Origin of the sequence: Leeia speluncae, from assembly GCF_020564625.1 — a bacterium.
In the GTDB taxonomy this organism is placed as follows: Bacteria; Pseudomonadota; Gammaproteobacteria; order Burkholderiales; family Leeiaceae; genus Leeia; species Leeia speluncae.
In genome coordinates this window covers 349,021-366,747 of sequence record NZ_JAJBZT010000004.1, presented here as the reverse complement: position 1 = coordinate 366,747, position 17,727 = coordinate 349,021, and the positions used below count along the sequence as shown (strand labels likewise).

General features: G+C 45.3%; 19 protein-coding genes. 6 read left to right on the top strand and 13 right to left on the bottom strand.

The window, feature by feature from the left end:
- A partial coding sequence (locus LIN78_RS09705; RefSeq protein WP_227180590.1) for a hypothetical protein occupies nucleotides 1-183 on the top strand: 183 nt, incomplete at its 5' end.
- A 175-nt stretch (nucleotides 184-358) separates the two neighbouring features.
- On the opposite strand, the gene LIN78_RS09700 is transcribed toward LIN78_RS09705, so the two are convergent.
- The 8 genes from LIN78_RS09700 to LIN78_RS09665 all read right to left on the bottom strand — a co-directional run bounded on the left by LIN78_RS09700 (nucleotide 359) and on the right by LIN78_RS09665 (nucleotide 7,771).
- Nucleotides 359-943 (bottom strand): phasin family protein, encoded by a 585-nt coding sequence (locus LIN78_RS09700; RefSeq protein WP_227180589.1) that lies wholly within the window; start codon nucleotides 941-943, stop codon nucleotides 359-361.
- Nucleotides 944-1,107: 164 nt separating this feature from the next.
- Nucleotides 1,108-1,848 (bottom strand): energy transducer TonB, encoded by a 741-nt coding sequence (locus LIN78_RS09695; RefSeq protein WP_227180588.1) that lies wholly within the window; start codon nucleotides 1,846-1,848, stop codon nucleotides 1,108-1,110.
- 17 nt (nucleotides 1,849-1,865) lie between these two features.
- A complete protein-coding gene (locus LIN78_RS09690) occupies nucleotides 1,866-2,687 on the bottom strand; it encodes a DsbC family protein (protein WP_227180587.1) in 822 nt (273 codons plus the stop codon).
- A gap of 45 nt (nucleotides 2,688-2,732) precedes the next feature.
- The gene (locus LIN78_RS09685; RefSeq protein WP_227180586.1) at nucleotides 2,733-3,908 is read right to left on the bottom strand and encodes a UbiH/UbiF family hydroxylase; all 1,176 of its coding nucleotides are present in this window, start codon (nucleotides 3,906-3,908) and stop codon (nucleotides 2,733-2,735) included.
- Entirely contained in the window at nucleotides 3,908-5,071 is a 1,164-nt protein-coding gene (locus tag LIN78_RS09680; RefSeq protein ID WP_227180585.1) for an FAD-dependent oxidoreductase, read from the bottom strand. The genes LIN78_RS09685 and LIN78_RS09680 overlap by 1 nt, the downstream gene beginning before the upstream one ends.
- A gap of 54 nt (nucleotides 5,072-5,125) precedes the next feature.
- The gene (locus LIN78_RS09675) at nucleotides 5,126-6,448 is read right to left on the bottom strand and encodes an aminopeptidase P N-terminal domain-containing protein (RefSeq protein ID WP_227180584.1); all 1,323 of its coding nucleotides are present in this window, start codon (nucleotides 6,446-6,448) and stop codon (nucleotides 5,126-5,128) included.
- Nucleotides 6,449-6,505: 57 nt separating this feature from the next.
- Nucleotides 6,506-7,231, bottom strand: a complete 726-nt coding sequence (locus LIN78_RS09670) for a YebC/PmpR family DNA-binding transcriptional regulator (RefSeq protein WP_227180583.1) — start codon at nucleotides 7,229-7,231, stop codon at nucleotides 6,506-6,508.
- 174 nt (nucleotides 7,232-7,405) lie between these two features.
- Nucleotides 7,406-7,771, bottom strand: a complete 366-nt coding sequence (locus tag LIN78_RS09665) for an Mth938-like domain-containing protein (RefSeq protein WP_227180582.1) — start codon at nucleotides 7,769-7,771, stop codon at nucleotides 7,406-7,408.
- A gap of 235 nt (nucleotides 7,772-8,006) precedes the next feature.
- Between LIN78_RS09665 and LIN78_RS09660 the strand changes: the two genes are divergently transcribed.
- The 5 genes from LIN78_RS09660 (at nucleotide 8,007) to thrC (ending at nucleotide 12,883) form a co-directional block, all read left to right on the top strand.
- Nucleotides 8,007-9,236 carry a pyridoxal phosphate-dependent aminotransferase gene (locus LIN78_RS09660; RefSeq protein WP_227180581.1) on the top strand — a complete coding sequence of 410 codons (1,230 nt, stop codon included), beginning with the start codon at nucleotides 8,007-8,009 and terminating at the stop codon, nucleotides 9,234-9,236.
- A 14-nt stretch (nucleotides 9,237-9,250) separates the two neighbouring features.
- Nucleotides 9,251-9,700: a GNAT family N-acetyltransferase gene (locus LIN78_RS09655; protein ID WP_227180580.1), complete on the top strand. Its 450-nt coding sequence runs from the start codon at nucleotides 9,251-9,253 to the stop codon at nucleotides 9,698-9,700.
- Complete coding sequence (locus LIN78_RS09650) at nucleotides 9,697-11,001, top strand: homoserine dehydrogenase (protein ID WP_227180579.1); 1,305 nt, start codon at nucleotides 9,697-9,699, stop codon at nucleotides 10,999-11,001. Before LIN78_RS09655 ends, LIN78_RS09650 begins: the two co-directional genes overlap by 4 nt.
- A gap of 63 nt (nucleotides 11,002-11,064) precedes the next feature.
- Complete coding sequence (locus tag LIN78_RS09645; RefSeq protein ID WP_227180578.1) at nucleotides 11,065-11,424, top strand: hypothetical protein; 360 nt, start codon at nucleotides 11,065-11,067, stop codon at nucleotides 11,422-11,424.
- Between the two features lie 49 nt (nucleotides 11,425-11,473).
- A complete protein-coding gene (gene thrC / locus LIN78_RS09640) occupies nucleotides 11,474-12,883 on the top strand; it encodes a threonine synthase (RefSeq protein ID WP_227180577.1) in 1,410 nt (469 codons plus the stop codon).
- A 70-nt stretch (nucleotides 12,884-12,953) separates the two neighbouring features.
- Here the strand turns inward: thrC and LIN78_RS09635 are convergent, their stop codons facing one another.
- The 5 genes from LIN78_RS09635 to lysS form a co-directional block, all read right to left on the bottom strand.
- Nucleotides 12,954-13,574, bottom strand: coding sequence for a DUF6707 family protein (locus LIN78_RS09635; protein WP_227180576.1), 621 nt, complete (start codon nucleotides 13,572-13,574; stop codon nucleotides 12,954-12,956).
- 139 nt (nucleotides 13,575-13,713) lie between these two features.
- Nucleotides 13,714-14,814: an N-ethylmaleimide reductase gene (gene nemA, locus LIN78_RS09630; protein ID WP_227180575.1), complete on the bottom strand. Its 1,101-nt coding sequence runs from the start codon at nucleotides 14,812-14,814 to the stop codon at nucleotides 13,714-13,716.
- A gap of 131 nt (nucleotides 14,815-14,945) precedes the next feature.
- Entirely contained in the window at nucleotides 14,946-15,545 is a 600-nt protein-coding gene (locus tag LIN78_RS09625; protein ID WP_227180574.1) for a TetR/AcrR family transcriptional regulator, read from the bottom strand.
- 157 nt (nucleotides 15,546-15,702) lie between these two features.
- The gene (locus LIN78_RS09620; protein WP_227180573.1) at nucleotides 15,703-16,008 is read right to left on the bottom strand and encodes a cupin domain-containing protein; all 306 of its coding nucleotides are present in this window, start codon (nucleotides 16,006-16,008) and stop codon (nucleotides 15,703-15,705) included.
- Nucleotides 16,009-16,211: 203 nt separating this feature from the next.
- A complete protein-coding gene (lysS, locus tag LIN78_RS09615) occupies nucleotides 16,212-17,723 on the bottom strand; it encodes a lysine--tRNA ligase (protein ID WP_227180572.1) in 1,512 nt (503 codons plus the stop codon).
- Nucleotides 17,724-17,727 lie beyond the last annotated feature (4 nt).

The window sequence follows — 17,727 nt, the reverse complement described above, 5'->3', positions numbered from 1 at the left end:
CTGCGTCAGCAGCAGAGAGGCGAACTATACGCACCAGACCAAACAATGTCAACACCTTCAAAACATCTTTCTTTACAGACACCACCATCAAAACACATCAAACCATTGATTCAAAAAGAAAATATCACAAAAATATTTATTAAAAATTTTAGACCAGATCTTATCCTTCTTCGACACCACTAAATAAAACCAACCTTTAATACCTAAAAATCTCTCTAAACAAATCGAAAACAGTACTAAATCTGACTCAAAACACCACCAATAGATAATAAACTAGGCTAAACACACAAAAAACAAAAGCCCCGAGGAATACCTCGGGGCTTTTGTTTTAAGTAACCAGCTATTGCTAGTTATTTCATTATGCTGCTGATGCAGGTTTACGACGTGCTGCAGTTGCGGCTGGCTTTGCCGCCGCAGATGAAGCACTTGCTTCTACTGCTGTATTACTTACTTCTACCAATTCTGTAGTTACTTGTTTAGCAGCTTTGCTAACTGTGTCATATGCGTTACCAGCTGCAGCAATTGCAGATTTGATTGCAGCAACTGCTACATCAGATCCTGCTGGTGCGTTTTTTACTAGATTATCTAGTCCACTGACAATAGTACGATTAAATACTTGTGCTTCTTCTTCAGCAAATGCCGCAAACTCTGCCTGCACATCTGTCAGTGCCTCGTACAATGCACGTGATGTCGTTACTGCTTTTTCAACTGAAGGTTGTGCTAAACCGTTTTGGAAAGCGAAGAAGCTTGGCACATCTTTTACTTCGCTTACAGATTTGAATGCTGCAGCCTGCTCTGCCAATACATCTTTCGCCAAGTTCATACCTAGTTGAGTTAGTTTTTCGTAGCTATTAAGTTGCAAGTTAGCTAAACGAAGGCTCTTTTCAAACTGGGTTTTACCTAGTAATGCAAATTGTTCTAGCGATACAAATGGTGTAGTCATCTCTGTAATCCTTCCGTTGTTTGGTGGCACAGTAGTCAAAAAAATCTTTTGTGCACTGCAATATTTCTGACTTCATTTTGGTAGACACATTCAATAAAGTCAAGATATTTTTGCACTGCAACATTTTTTAACTTGATGAAATGATACAGTTTTTTATTTAAGTCTTAGTTAAACCCAAACGCCGGATCGTATTGCAGCAACAGTTTTTTTCTATTTTTTACAGCCACACCATTCTTAAATGCTGGTGAGTATTGCGTCTGCGCCAATTTCGCTTGTGCCAATTCAGAATAGCTTTCTGGCAGTGTACTTTCTAACACATGGCTAGCGACCACAAAGCCATTTTCATCGACTAAGACCTCTAATAAAATTTCACCCAGTTGCTGCTGCGTTGTATCAATTGGGTAATCAAATATTAAATTACCTATTGGTTGAGCGATGATGTCCACTTCTGAGGATTTAAAGTAAGGCGATGCCAACTCTTCCCATGGGACGAGCGAATCATTCTTTACCGTGCTTACTGTTTCAGATGCCACGCTTTCATTCGCCCCTTCGCCAATCACCTCCGCTACGGAAGCAACCTTCTCGAATGGGACGCTCTCTGATCTAGTATCCGTTTGTGGGAATGGTGCAAATACAGGACTTGGGATTTTGTGAGCAATGAGCAAGGGGCTTTCATGCGGAGATTGAACTTTAATATTTGGCTGATGTGTGATCTGTTGCGACTTTTTGATGGAGAAAGAAACGGTTAGCGTTTTCCCCTTTGCGCTTGATGGGGAATCGCCATGCCCAGGCAAAATAAACAGGATATGTAAAATCCAAGATAATGCTAGACAGAATGCAAACCGCCGCTGATGCGGCGGTTCTTTTTGATATCTTGCTTTTAACAGTTCAAACCATTGTTTCATGAAAATGCTTTAACGGTTTACTTCTGCTTTGCCAGCTCTTTTTCAATTTCTTCTTTTGGATAAGCTCCTGGCATTAGCGTGCCATCAGGGAAGAAAATAGCTGGCGTTCCTTGCACACCCAAACGGTTTCCGAGTTCTTGAATCTTCTGAATCGGTGTATCACATGTACCTTTATTATCTGGCAAGTTTTTCATTGCACGCCATGATTCCATTGGCTGATCCATCCATTTTTGCCATGCCGCTGCTCGATCTGACGCACACCAGATAAGCGCGGACTTACGTGGTGCATCTGGATGCAACTGGGCTAACGGGAACAAGAAGGTGTAAACGGTAACGTTATCAATTTCTTTTAAGGTTTCTTCTAGCTTATAGCAGAAAGGACAATCTGGATCGGAGAACACGTACATCACGCGTTTTCCATTCCCTTTTTCAACACGAATGGCTTGATCAATAGGGAATGACTTCACCACATCGACTCTTGCCTTTGCTCGCTTTTCTTCCGCCGCTTTAGACAAAGCCTCTTGGTGGTTTGCTGTTAAGCTTTCTTTGTCTTTTAAACTAATTAGCTCACCTTGGAAAAGGTGCTCTACTTTTGAATCTACATAGACAATATTTTCATCATTGAAAACCACTTCATAAACACCTGCAACAGGCGTAGCTGAGACAGCATTCACTTTCACCTTGGTTAATTTTGTTGCTACCAGTTTTTTCACCTGGTCTAGTTCTTTGTTTGGTGCAGGTGCGGCGTTCCCCGCTCCACATGCCGTTAAACAAGCAATTGCCAAAGTAGTTAAGGTGAAATGCTTAACTGTGCGTAAAAATGAAGAAGTACCGATCATGAATGATATTCTCTAGAGTGTTGCACGACACTGAAAAAACCCTAACTAACCTAATGCATGTCTAATTAGTGCTTCTTTGATAAGTGGTGCTTTGTTAGTGATGGTCATGCCTATGTTTCTAATCCACTTTGGTGCCGAGCCTTGTGCATTGAACAAGCGATGCAAATTTTTGGTGACACCATCCATTGCTAGGATATCGAATCTACGATTTCGTTCATATCTTTGCAGGAGAGACGGTGAGCCGCAATCGACAGACGGTGATGACAGCAGGATATTAGCAAGATCTTTTGCATCTTGAAATCCTAAGTTAACACCTTGGCCAGCTAATGGATGCACTAAATGAGCCGCATCTCCTACCAGTGCCATCCTGCGTCCAACTAAGTTTGGTAAAACCAAAGCCCGCAGTGGAAAACCTGCCGCTGGCGTAATGGGCGTCAGTTTGCCCAGCAATTTGCCACCAGCAACTTCGACTCTGGCAGCTAAGTCTTCAGCGGACAATGCACATAACTCATCAGCTAACTCATCTTGGGCAGACCAAACCATCGACATCCGATTCCCCGACAGTGGTAACCATGCAAGGATAGATCCATCAGCCTGAAACCATTGCCAAGCCACGCCATGATGCGGTTTTTCAGTATTAAAGTTTGCAACCACCCCTTTTTGTCTGTAGGGTATCGGCTGATCGCTTCTGCCCGCTTGCGTTTGAACCTGTTGGCGAACCCACGATCTTGCGCCATCTGCCCCAACAATTAATTTCGTGTTTAGTGTACGGCCATTGTCTAATAACAATTCTGCATAGTGTGAATGATAAGAAACTGAGACAGGCCGTGCAGGTTGCACCAGTTCAAATCGCTCGCTCGTTGGGAGCGCATTCCAAATTGCACCTTGTAAATGACGAGACTCTAAAATGACGGCTAATTCGGAAAGTTGGGCATTGGCAGCATCAAATACTAGATTGCCACTTGTATCGCCAGAAATATCCATCTTTGAAACAGGCTGGCAGCGAGAAAAATCCATTTTCTGCCATGCACCAGCCTCTTCCAAATATCGCTTCGAACCTCGACTAATAGCGTAGATACGTTGATCCCATTCATAAAGATCTTCTGCTGGCGATTGCCCTTCTACAAGCGCAATTTTAAAGTTGGCATTTTTCAATCGACAAGCGAGGCTTGCGCCAACCAATCCACCACCTACAATCACGATATCAAACAAAGCATCCATTACACATTCCCTCTGATGCCGTAAGCCAAGTGGCCGAGCAATTTGCGCTTTAATGGCGGCATGGCTTCTAGCGCCATCAACCCCAGTCCTCTCGCATGCCCTAATTTTGGCACGCCAAATAGACGAATGAGGCTATCGGTAAACCCGACACCATTTAATTTATCTAGTCGTCTAATAGATGGGTAACGGCTTAAACAGCTTTCTGAACCAGGGTCTGGATGCTTTGACAGCAATAAAGCAAGATCATGCGCATCACGCAAGCCAAGATTTAGACCCTGCCCTGCGATTGGATGCAGATATTGAGCAGCATTTCCGATGACTACGCAACGAGGGCTAACCAGTGTTTTTGCATAGCGAAGTTTTAACGGAACGAGGTGCCTTGCACCAACGGCCGTAAACTTGCCCGCCTTACTTCCTAACTGGGCTTGCAGCGCCTTTAATAACTCAGTATCTGACCAAGATTTTCTTTCTTCAGAGAGACTAGTTGGGCCAGTCCAAATCAGGGCGTAACCGCCAGGCCTTGGCAGCAAGGCGATTGCGCCATCTTCGACAAAACGCTCGAACGCGGTATCTCTTGGCTGAAACTCCGCTTGCACGAGTGTGATCAACGCAGACTGTTCGTAATCTCGTTCCTTATATTCGATTTGCCCAACCTTGCTGGCCAATTGACCGCCATCTGCAAGTACCACCAATCTAGCTGTCAATTCTTTTTGTGCAGATGATTCGGTTGATTGTTGGTACTGAATGACGGCATAAGCAGAAGTAAATTGGATGTTAGATACTTCTGTTTGAGGAATATAACTAGCAGGTGCTTTGACACGAGAAACGAGGAGCGGATGTAAACGTTGGTAAGGCACTACATAACCAAGCACATTTTCGCCGATTTCTGAAGCAGATAACTCGGTATGACCAAGGTAGCCCTTTTGGGTCACGGATACATAGGAGATAGGCGAGTCTTCGAGGATCGAATCCCAGCACCCTAAATTCGATAATAGTTGCTTGCCGCCAGCAGATATCGCCAGCATACGTGGATCATCCGATCTTGGCTGTGATTCTTTTTCTAGTACACAGACGGACTTTCCTTGGGCCGCCAAGGCATTTGCCAAATAACAGCCAACTGGTCCGCCACCGATAATTGCGACATCTACGTGAGAAGGCAACATCTATTTCTTTCTTTGGTAATTCTGAAGTTGTTAGCTATAAAAACGAGCTAACCATTAACGCGATGCTTGAATGAGAGATTCTAGCTCGCTCACTGTTTTCGGTGCATTTGCTGTCAACACTCTTTGACCAGATTCGGTGACTAACACATCGTCTTCGATACGAATACCGATATTCCAGAAAGCCTCTGGCACCTCGGGCGCGGGACGAACATAGATACCAGGCTCGACAGTTACGACCATACCAGGCGTTAGACTAGTCCAAGCCTCTCCTTTTTTATAGCGGCCGCAGTCATGCACATCTAAACCAAGCCAGTGCCCTGTTCCATGCATATAAAATTGGCGGTAAGTTTCTTTTTCCAACACTTCATCTAAAGAGCCGGTTAACAACTTGAGATCGATCATGCCTTGGGCAAGGATTTTTAATGCGACAAAATGAGCATCTCTCACCCCTTTACCAGGCGCGACTTCTTGGATGGCAGCTAATTGTGAATCGAGCACTAATTGATACAAATCTTTTTGCGGAGAAGTAAATTTGCCATTCACAGGGAAAGTACGCGTGATATCTCCTGCGTAGCCTTCAAATTCGCAGCCTGCATCGATTAGTAATAAATCACCATCTTTTAGTACATCTCGATTGGTTACATAGTGCAACACGCAAGCATTTGCTCCGCCAGCAACAATACTGCCATAGGCGGGAGACCTGGCGCCTGCATGCATGAATTCATGAATTATTTCAGCCTCGACCTGATATTCATAAACACCCGGTTTGGCATATTTCATTGCGCGAACGTGCGCAGCAGCAGAAATATCCGCCGCGGTTTGCATTAATCTAACTTCTGTTTCATCTTTGATTAAGCGCATTTGCGCAACAACAGGCACCACATCCACAATTTGATGAGGAACGTCTTCACCCGTGCGTTCTACGGATGGGATTAGTTTTTTACGTGTACCGAGCAGTAATTGATCAAATGCACTATCTTCGCCAATTGGGTAAGCCAATTGGCTTTGTCCTTTGAGTAGTTCTTTCAACTTTTCTGAGAAATATTCGATGGGATAGGCTTCATCGAATAGGAAAACCTCTTTCGCCATTTCAGGACCATGGCGATAGCCATCCCAAATTTCACGCTCTAGATTTTTTTCACGGCAAAACAAGATGTGGTTGACTTGGCCATTTTCACCGGCCTGCAATACCAAGATGGATTCTGGTTCATCAAAACCAGTTAAATAATAAAAGCTGCTATCGAATCGATAGGCGTAATGCGCATCGGCATTACGAACTTGCTCAGGAGCGGTTGGGATAACAACCAGTCCTCCTTCTAACCGTTTTATCAGTGTTTCACGTCTAGCACGGTACAAAGAAGGATTGATTGTTGTCATTAGTTCACCACCTGAGCAAATTCATTCATACAACTAGAGCAAACCGCAAATATCGATTTACTCTTCTTCGATCACAGCAGAAGTAAAGACTTCTTGCACGTCATCTAAGTTCTCTAGTGCATCTAAAAGCTTTTGCATTTTGATTGCATCTTCACCAGTAAATGAGACTTCATTATCTGGTTTCATTGTTACTTCTTCCATTTCTGCTTTAAAGCCTGCCGCTTCTAGGGCTTCTTTAATTTGCACGAAATCGTACGGAGGGGTAAGTACTTCGTATGAACCATCTTCATGAGAAACAACGTCATCAGCGCCCGCTTCTAACGCAGCTTCCATTAGACCATCTTCGTCAGTACCTGGTGCGAAAACCAAAATACCGCAATGCTTAAACATATAAGCAACGCAACCATCCGTACCTAAGTTACCGCCGTACTTGGTAAATGCGTGACGAACATCAGCGACCGTACGGGTTTTGTTGTCGGTCATACAATCTACAATCACCGCAGCACCGTTAATGCCGTAGCCTTCATAACGAAGTTCAACATAATCAACGCCGTCTTGATCACCAGAACCGCGTTTTACCGCACGTTCGATGGTGTCTTTAGTCATGTTTGCACTTAGCGCTTTATCGATAGCCAAGCGAAGACGAGGGTTAATTGTCGGGTCACCACCATTTTTTGCAGCAACGGTAATTTCTTTAATTAGGCGGGTAAAAATTTTACCTCTTTTGGCATCCGCAGCCGCCTTCTTGTGTTTGATGTTTGCCCACTTACTGTGACCAGCCATGACAACCTCTATCGGGATTAAACGTTAATTTAAATAAACAAAAATAGGCAACCTAGTTGATTGCCAGTACAGCCTTCAATAATTAGCCCCGCAATTTTTGCACGTTCATCGGGCTAATTATCTGATTAATCTTAATATTCTATCACGCCGACCCATTTTGGTCAGCTAAGGGGCTTATGGAAGGATAGCCGCCACCACTTTTCGCCCCTCGCCAGAGAGAATATTAAAGGTACGGCACATTGCCCCGGTATCCATTGCCTCGACACCCACCCCTTGGCTTGCTAACGGCAGTGTTAGCGCAGGATTTAAAAAGCGAAAACTTGGCCCCGTACCTAACAACACGACTTCTGGCTTAAACTTAAGCAAATACTCAAAGTCAGCACTCGTCAGAGAATCAAAACTAGTTGCTGACCAGGTTTGATCCACATCATCTACGGTCACAATCAATACACCGCTATACCAGTTTTCACCGATCTGAACGGCACCATCTTTGTACTGTTTAAACTGAGTACCGGCATCCACTTGCTGGTGTAATTTCATTTATCTTCTCTCACCAATCTGAAAACTGTCGTAACTAGCGTCAAAAAAGGCGGGCTAATCACTGCAAATCTATATTTTTTAAGTAAAAATTGCAGAGAATAGCAAATGCGGATTGTCGCTAGCGGAGGCATACAGTAGGATTATACCTCTTTGCCTTTTTTATTTAACCATGTGTAGTTTGATAAGCGAGTAAATCATCATGTCAGGGCCTGACCTACCTTCTGAGGTATCAAAAATGCGTTCAATCCAGAAATCTAACAAACTAGCTAATGTCTGTTACGAAATTCGTGGACCCGCGTTGGCCGCCGCCAAGCAGATGGAAGAAGATGGACATCGCATTATCAAATTAAACATCGGTAACTTACAGCCATTTGGCCTTGAGGCACCGGAAGAGATTATTCAAGATGTAATTCACAATTTACCCGCTGCTAGCGGCTATTGTGATTCCAAAGGCTTGTTCTCTGCGCGCAAAGCCATCATGCATTACACCCAACAAAAGGGGATTAAAGGCGTGACCATGGACGACATTTATGTCGGCAATGGCGTGTCTGAACTCATTTTGCTATCGATGAATGCACTATTAAATAATGGTGATGAAGTGTTAGTCCCTGCGCCGGATTACCCGCTTTGGACGGCTGCTGTTTCATTATCTGGCGGTACTGCTCGCCATTATTTGTGTGATGAAGCAAACGGATGGTTGCCAGATATTGATGATCTACGCAGAAAAATTACCGAAAACACCCGTGCGCTGGTCATCATCAACCCAAACAACCCGACAGGTGCCGTCTACCCTGACGACATGCTCAAAGCACTGCTAGAAGTAGCGCGTCAGCACCAACTAATCGTGTACGCAGATGAGGTATACGACAAGATTTTATTTGATGGAGAAAAACATACCGCGATTGCCTCGCTTGCAGAAGATGTGTTCTGCGTAACTTATGGTGGTTTATCTAAGAACTATCGTGCATGTGGATTCCGTGCAGGTTGGATGATTTTGTCTGGCGATAAACGCCACGCGGCTGACTATATTGATGGTCTAAATATTGTGGCTAGCATGCGTTTGTGTGCAAACGTACCAGCGCAATATGCGATTCAAACTGCATTAGGTGGTTACCAAAGTATTAATGATCTAGTCGCACCGACTGGACGACTATATAAACAAAGAGATCTAGCCTACGACATGCTGACCAGTATCCCGGGTGTGAGTTGTGTAAAGCCGAAGGGGGCGTTGTACCTATTCCCTAAACTAGATCCGAAGATGTACCCGATTGTGGATGATCAACAGTTCATCTTAGAACTACTGCAAGAAGAAAAAGTATTGTTAGTACAAGGCACTGGTTTTAACTGGCCACGCCCTGATCACTTACGCGTTGTCTTCTTGCCAAACCAAGATGATTTGACCGATGCAATGAATCGAATTGCTAGATTCCTAGATGGCTACCGTAAACGCCACGCAGGCCAATAAGCAGTTCTGTTAATATGCATATTATCGAGATTACCGACGCAGCCGGCAGAATTATTGCTCCAGAGTGGCTAGCCAAATCTGAAGCGGTACATCGCCAACTGCGTCCACAACTCTCTGATGATTATGGCTTAGCCATGCACGGCGTATTTGCAGATGGCGGCGAGATGATTGCCGCCGTCAATAAAGAAGAATCACAAGTGTTAGGAATCGCCGTTTTCCGCACTTACCGCAATACATTTAACGGCATCCATTTTTATGTAGATGATCTGGTGACAGATTCAGCCCAGCGCTCACAAGGAGTTGGCAAGCTGCTTATCGGCCATTTGTCTGAACTCGCGAAAAAGCGAGGCGCCTCTAAAGTGAAGCTAGATTCTGGCGTACAAAGAGAAGATGCGCACCGCTTTTATTTTCGCGAGCAATTTGTTATTTCCTGTTTTAACTTTACGAAGAAACTTGAATCATGAAACCGATCAAAGTTGGTCTACTAGGCATTGGAACAGTTGGCGGCGGAACTGCCGCCGTATTGAAGCGCAACGCAGCCGAAATTACCCGTCGCGCTGGTTGTAGCATTGAACTGACTGAAGTTGCTACCCGTACCATTTCAAGAGCCGAAGGCGTTGTCGATAGCAACGTAAAAGTGTCTGCAGATTTGGAAAGCGTTGTAAACAACCCAGAAGTGGACATTGTGGTTGAATTGATCGGTGGAACATCACTGGCCAAAGACCTCATGCTAAAAGCCATTGATAATGGCAAACACGTCGTTACCGCAAATAAAGCGCTGATTGCAACTTACGGTAACGAGATCTTTGCTCGTGCACGTGAGAAAAACGTGATGATCGCGTTTGAAGGCGCGGTAGCTGGTGGTGTACCGATTATTAAAGCAATTCGCGAAGCACTAAGTGCAAACCGAATTGAATGGGCGGCTGGTATTATTAACGGCACGTCAAACTTCATTTTGACCGAGATGCGCGAAAAAGGCGCAAGCTTTGCAGACGTGCTAAAAGAAGCGCAACGTCTTGGCTATGCTGAATCTGACCCTACCTTTGATATTGAAGGTAACGATGCAGCACACAAACTAACGATTTTGTCTGCGCTAGCGTTTGGTATTCCTTTCCAGTACGAAAAAGCGTACATCGAAGGTATCAGCAAGCTAGATGCTGCAGATATTAAATACGCAGAAGAATTGGGCTACCGCATTAAGTTGCTAGGTATTACCCGCCGTACAGAAAAAGGGATTGAACTACGCGTTCACCCGACCCTGATCCCAGAAAAACGTTTGATTGCAAACGTAAATGGCGTAATGAATGCGGTCTTGGTAAAAGGTGATGCAGTTGGTGCAACAATGTACTACGGCCCAGGCGCTGGTTCTGAGCCAACCGCCTCTGCAGTAGTAGCGGATATTGTGGATGTAGCTCGTCTACTTACCGCAGACCCACAACACCGCGTACCGCTGTCTGCGTTCCAACCAGATATGCTATCAAATGATCCAATCTTGCCGATTGAAGAAGTGGTATCTAGCTACTACTTGCGCATGCAAGTAGCAGACCAAGCCGGTGTGATGGCAGAAATTACAGGCATCTTGGCGCAAAATAGCATTTCTATTGAAGCGCTATTGCAAAAAGAAGCACAAGGTGGCTTGGCTGAAATCGTGATCTTGTCTCACCTAGCGGTAGAGAAACAAGTAAACGCAGCGATTGCACAAATTGAAGCCCTTAGCGCGTCTCGTGGCAAAGTGGTCAAACTACGCATGGAATCGCTTGGCTAAGACTTGCTAACCGATAGTTCATAGACTATTTGTTAGATAATGACCAGCCAAAGGGGAGTCAACATGAGTACCAAATTTGCACTAATTGCGGCAACCATTGTGTCAGCGCTTTCTAGCTCGGCAATGGCAGCAGATGCAGCGGCGGTAAAAGAATTTCGTGATTCTTTTTATAACCGTTGCATGAGTGACAATGTATTCAAAGACATTGAAAACCTAATGGCTGGCATTAACGCTAGTTATGACGAGCAAGCTGCATGTACCTGCCTTGCTGATCGTACTGCGAAAGTGCCGGGTATTGTGGATGCGCTAGAAGAGAGTGATCAAGACTCTAAAAAAGCGCGTTGGGCCACACTTAAAATCTATGAAATGACTTTTACTTGTTCAACTGAAGTGGCCAAAAAAGCGGAGAAATCTCTCCGCTGAGCAATTGGTTTAGGCAGTTGGCACGCTTATTTCCTACATAGGTAGTCTGATGCAATACGTAAGTACCCGTGGTGGGATGTCACCACAAACTTTTTCTCAAGTGCTGTTGTCTGGTCTAGCACCGGATGGTGGCTTGGCCATGTGCGAAACTTACCCACAAGTCAGTTCAGATGAACTAAACGCTTGGCGTAAGCTTAGCTATGCAGAACTCGCTTTCGAGATTATCCGTAAATTTGCAACGGATATTCCTGAAGCGGATTTGCGTGACATTATTTCTCGCACCTATACAGAAGAAGTGTTTGGCACCGCAGATATTACGCCAGTAAAAACACTGGCACCGAATCTACATGTCTTGGCATTGTCAAATGGCCCTACCTTGGCCTTTAAAGACATGGCTATGCAGTTGCTGGGTAATTTGTTTGAGTACGCATTGGCGAAAAACAATGCTGAACTCAACATTTTAGGCGCCACCTCTGGCGATACTGGCTCTGCTGCCGAATATGCGATGCGCGGCAAAAAGGGCATTCGTGTCTTTATGCTGTCTCCGTATCAGAAAATGAGCCCGTTCCAAACTGCTCAGATGTTCAGCTTGCAAGACCCAAACATTTTTAACATTGCCGTAAAAGGCGTGTTTGATGATTGCCAAGATATGGTGAAAGCCGTGTCTAACGATCACGCATTTAAAGCGGCACACCAGATTGGTACCGTAAACTCGATCAACTGGGCACGTGTGGTTGCACAGGTGGTGTACTACTTCAAAGGCTATTTGGCGGTGACCTCTGACAATAGTCAGAAAGTGTCTTTCTCTGTACCAAGTGGTAACTTTGGTAATATTTGTGCTGGCCATATTGCACGCCAGATGGGTTTACCAATCGAGAAGCTAATCCTGGCTACGAACGAAAACGATGTACTGGATGAATTCTTCCGTACAGGTGTTTACCGCGTTCGCTCTTCTGCTGAAACCCAGCAGACCAGCAGCCCATCAATGGATATCTCGAAGGCATCTAACTTCGAGCGTTTCATTTTTGATCTGACTGGCCGTGATGCAGCACTGACCGCTGAACTATTCCGCAAGGTAGACCAAGAAGGTGGATTTGATCTTTCTGATTCGCCACTATTTGCCAAAATTGCCGAGTATGGATTTGTATCTGGCAGCAGCAGCCATGCAGACCGCCTAGTGACGATCAAACAAGTATGGGATCAGTTTGGCGTTGAAGTAGATACTCACACCGCTGACGGTATCAAAGTAGCGCTTGAAAAACGTGATGTGAATGTGCCGGTGTTGTGCCTGGAAACCGCACTGCCAGCAAAATTCGAAGCAACCATGATCGAAGCATTGGGCCGTAAACCTGCTCGCCCTGCTGCTTACGAAAATATCGAATCTTTGCCACAACGCTCTGAAGTGATGGAAGCCAGTGCAGAAGCGATCAAAGCATTTGTTGATGCACATACGAAGTAAGTAGTTGCAGAAAGCTCGTAAAAAAAGCCCGATGTAGTTTGCTACATCGGGCTTTTTGTTGCTCATTCGCTTAATGTAAACCAGACTCTATTTGGGAGAATGGATAAACATGCTGCAATCCATTTTTTGATACAAGCTCGACAATCTTTACTTGTTCAGAGGCAATTTCTGCCAATACCGCTTCATGGGTAAATTGGGTTGAACGATTATGCATTGCCACATATACCCAATCGATTACCTGAGACACACGCGCCCAGATTTCTGTTAATGGATCATTTTGTGCGATGGCTTCTTCAATTTCAGCACCGTATTCCGCACCACGATCACATAATTCGGCAATAAATTCCTTTGCACCTTCAGGATCTTCTTCACTTTCAATTGCCGTATAGATCGCTCGGACAGCATTTTCCTTGCCTGCCTCATCTTGCTGTTGTTCGGCAATTAATGCGGTTAACAGCAACGCATATTCAACAAACGTCCAGATATTAAAATCGCCAGAAAACGAAATACCGCTAAAAGGTTGCAAGAGTGACAACGCCGTTTCATTTTGCCCTAATACAAAATGGTACATCGCAATTTGGTAAGCAAACTCTAAGGTTTCTGCATCTGCCGCATTGAAATGGCTCATCGCCAGATGTTTTGCACTATCTAACACCTGCTGTGAAGACGCATCTAAAACGAAATTGGGCATGACTTTTCTCTATGGTTTGATGCTGCTATTTTATCAAACTGCCTCAATAAAGGATGAGTAGATTGCAGTCTTTCACAAAAGCAAGGCCCCATCTTTTAGACGGGGCCTTGCTTTTCGACAGGAGAGAGGTCGAAGGAGATTATTCGCTTAGCGCTGGGTAATCGGTATAACCCACTTCTGAACCACCATAAACGGTATCAAAATTCACTTCCGCCAACGCGGCACCACTCGCAAAGCGCTCGACCAAATCTGGGTTGGCAATAAATGGGCGACCAAATGCCACCGCATCCGCAAAACCACTCGCAATCGCTGCCTCTGCCTTTTCTGCGGTATAACCACCCGCGGCAATGATGACGCCAGAATAGCGCTGACGCACTGCTTGGCGGAAGGCTTCGGTAAACGCCGGTGCACCCGCCCAATCTGGCTCAGAAATATGAAGATAGGCTAGTTTACGTTTTGCTAATTCTTCGACTAAATACAATGCGGTTTCTTCTTGGCCAACATCAGACAGACCATTAAAAATACCGAGTGGCGAAATACGAATACCTACCCGATCTGCACTCCACTCACCCACAACGGCATCGACAACTTGCAAGACTAAGCGAGCACGGTTTTCTACGCTGCCGCCGTAATTATCCGTACGGTGGTTTGCCTCTGGTGACAAGAATTGATGCAACAAGTAACCGTGTGCAGCATGGATTTCAACCAGATCAAAACCAGCGCGACGAGCGTTATCGGTTGCTTTGCGATAGTCTTCCAGCAGGTCTTCTACCTCTGCTACTTCCATCGCGCGTGGTGCGCTGCAAGGCACGCGTTGCAGATTGCCATTTGCATCACGTGTATTGGTATTTGAATCGGCGGCGATTGCAGATGGGGCAATTGGCAATTCGCCATTTGGCTGCAAATCGGTATGAGAAATGCGACCAGTATGCCAAAGCTGGACAGACGTCACGCCGCCTTTCGTATGTACCGCTTCGTTAACGCGCTTCCATGCATTTACTTGTTCTTCGCTATAAATGCCTGGTGCGCCAGCGTAGCCTTTGGCGGTTGGAGAAATATGGGTACCTTCTGCAATGATCAAACCAGCAGAAGCACGTTGCGCATAGTGTGTCACCGCCAAGTCTGTTGGCACATCGCCCGGCTCACGATTACGCAAACGGGTAAGCGGCGCCATGGTAATACGGTTTTTTAAGGTCACTGCACCAGCTTGTAGTGGTGTAAATAATTTATCCAAACTCATTTGATTATCCCCAAGTTGCAACTGCATCAATAAAATAGACCAGTCGTCTATAAACTTATTCAAAAAAAGTCCATCGCTTTTGATGGACTACTACATTGATTGGTAACTTTATCGCTACTCAAATTATTGAATTATGCTTTGCCAAGCAACCATTCTGTTTGTTGCATGGCGAGTTTCACTGGTACGGACGATTGCTGCACTTTGTAAAGTAAGCTCGCCCCCACCCATAAGCTGTAAAGTGATTGCGCGGTATCTTCAGGGTTTAATGCGGCAGGTACAGAGCCATCCGCTTGCGCAACCCGAATCATCTCCGCAATGCCCTGCATCACCCGCGACATTCCGGTTTCTAATTCTTCTCGCATTGGCTCAGACAAATCAGACACTTCTGCCGCCAGTTTAATCGCCAAGCAAAATGAAGCATTTGCCGAGCACTCACTTGCGGATGTCCAACGCTGAAAATAATCCATCAACCGTTCACGGCCATTCGCAAACTCGTTTGAAGCTAAACGTAATCGAAGCCGATCACCGTATTGCTCAAAGTATCTTGCCAATAATTCCACTCCAAACCCTTCTTTAGATTTGAAGTAATGATAAAACGACCCTTTCGGCACACCAGCGGTTTGCAGGATCTCTGCCAAGCCAACAGCAGAAAAGCCTTTTCCACGAATAATGGCTTCCGCCGTATCCAGCAGATGTTCTTTTGTATCAGTGCGGGGGGTATCTTTCATCATGGGGCGAATAATATTAGACCAGTCGTCTAGTTGTCAAGCGAACAGTAGCCTAAGAGACTATTTGATACACAAACGATGAAAATAAGAGACCGTTTAATTGATTAACAGACGAGAGACAACAACACAGCAAGCAATTGAAATAAAATAAGAAATTCACCTAGGAATTAGAACGTTCAGTAGTAACTAGCATGGTCGTATCTTCCAAAGCGGCGGCGGAGTGCTCTTCTCCCTTGAACGTTAGCGCGAACTCCCCTGCCCCAACACATCGACCACCAACCAACAAGACCCCATTAATTACATAGATATATTCGTAACCATTGTGCGAATGGTTTTCAAAGGATGTGCCCTTTTTCATTTTCCAGAGCTTTACCCCTCCGCCCATTTCATTGATATACACATCCGCGCGACTAACGCCTGCACTCAACTCTTGCCAAGAGATATTCTCTAGATTGAGAAACTTCATGATCGCATCCTCGATCTTGTCTATGTTTTGACAATAGCATAGATGCCTAATAAAAGTGAGCCATTTAACATTTTCCAGACAAGAAGATATTCTTTACATTTTGATATTCATTTGTCACTTCAATGTCTAAGAAATCTCAATCCCAAATAAAAACCCCGTCAGACTTTCATCTAACGGGGTTTCATTTCTGACAATTATGTAGCTTATTCTGGTCGCATTTGCGGGAACAGAATTACGTCACGAATCGCTGCAGCGTCGGTCAGCAACATCACTAAACGGTCGATACCGATACCGCAACCGCCGGTTGGTGGCAGGCCGTGCTCTAGTGCGCGCACGTAGTCAGCATCAAAGTGCATGGCTTCATCATCGCCGGCATCTTTTTGTGCTACTTGCTGCATGAAGCGGTCTGCTTGGTCTTCTGGGTCGTTCAACTCTGAGTAGCCGTTGGCCAACTCGCGACCAACCACAAATAGCTCGAAACGTTCGGTGATACCGGCTTGCGTATCAGAAGCACGTGCTAGTGGAGACACTTCTGCTGGGTAGTCGATAATGAAGGTAGGGTTCCACAATTGCCCTTCTGCCACTTCTTCAAACAGTGACAATTGCAACCCGCCGATGCCATCGGTTAGTACTGGTTTGCCACCCACACGTTTGATTTCTTCTTTCAACCATGCGCGGTCTTGCAGTTGTTCGTCGGTGTATTGTGGGTTGTATTTTTTGATTGCCTGAACGATGGTTAGACGATCAAAGTGAGACAAGTCCACTGGTTTGCCTTGGTATTGAATGTGGGTTGTGCCACATACTTTTTTGGCTACCGATTGGATAACGCCTTCCGTCATTTCCATCATACGATGGTAGTCAGCGTAAGCTTCGTAGAATTCCATCATGGTGAATTCTGGGTTGTGACGAGTACTCATGCCTTCGTTACGGAAGTTACGATTGATCTCGAACACACGCTCCATACCACCCACTACTAGGCGTTTTAGATAGAGTTCTGGCGCAATACGTAGGTATAGCGGCATATCTAGCGCATTGTGGTGCGTCACGAAAGGTTTTGCCGTTGCACCACCAGGGATTGGGTGCATCATTGGGGTTTCGACTTCTAGGTACTCTTCATTCACCATGTAATCACGCACGCCTTGGATAATGCGAGAGCGGTTGATAAAGGTGGTACGAGAATATTCGTTAGAAATCAGGTCTAGATAACGTTGGCGGTATGCTTGTTCGGTATCGGTTAGGCCGTGGAATTTCTCTGGTAACGGGCGTAGTGATTTAGTCAGTAAGCGTAGTTCGGTTACTTTAACTGACAATTCGCCAGTTTTGGTTTTGAACAACACGCCTTTTGCAGCCAAGATATCGCCCAAGTCCCAGTGTTTGAACTGGCCTAGGATATCGGCACCCACATTATCAATACCAATGAATAGCTGAATACGGCCGCTCATATCTTGTAAGGTGGCAAATGCCGCTTTACCCATTACGCGTTTTAGCATCATGCGGCCAGCAACGGCGACTTCGATGTTTTCTGCTTCTAGCGCTTCGTTTTCTTTTTCACCATGGGCGGCGTGTAGCTTGCCTGCGTAGTGAGTGCGTTTGAAATCGTTCGGGAAAGCAGGGCCTTTTTCACGCAGTTCGTTCAGCTTTTGACGACGCTCTGCGATGATTTGGTTATCGTCCACATGGGCTTGAGTTTCTGGGGTTTGATTTTCTGCGGTCATGTTA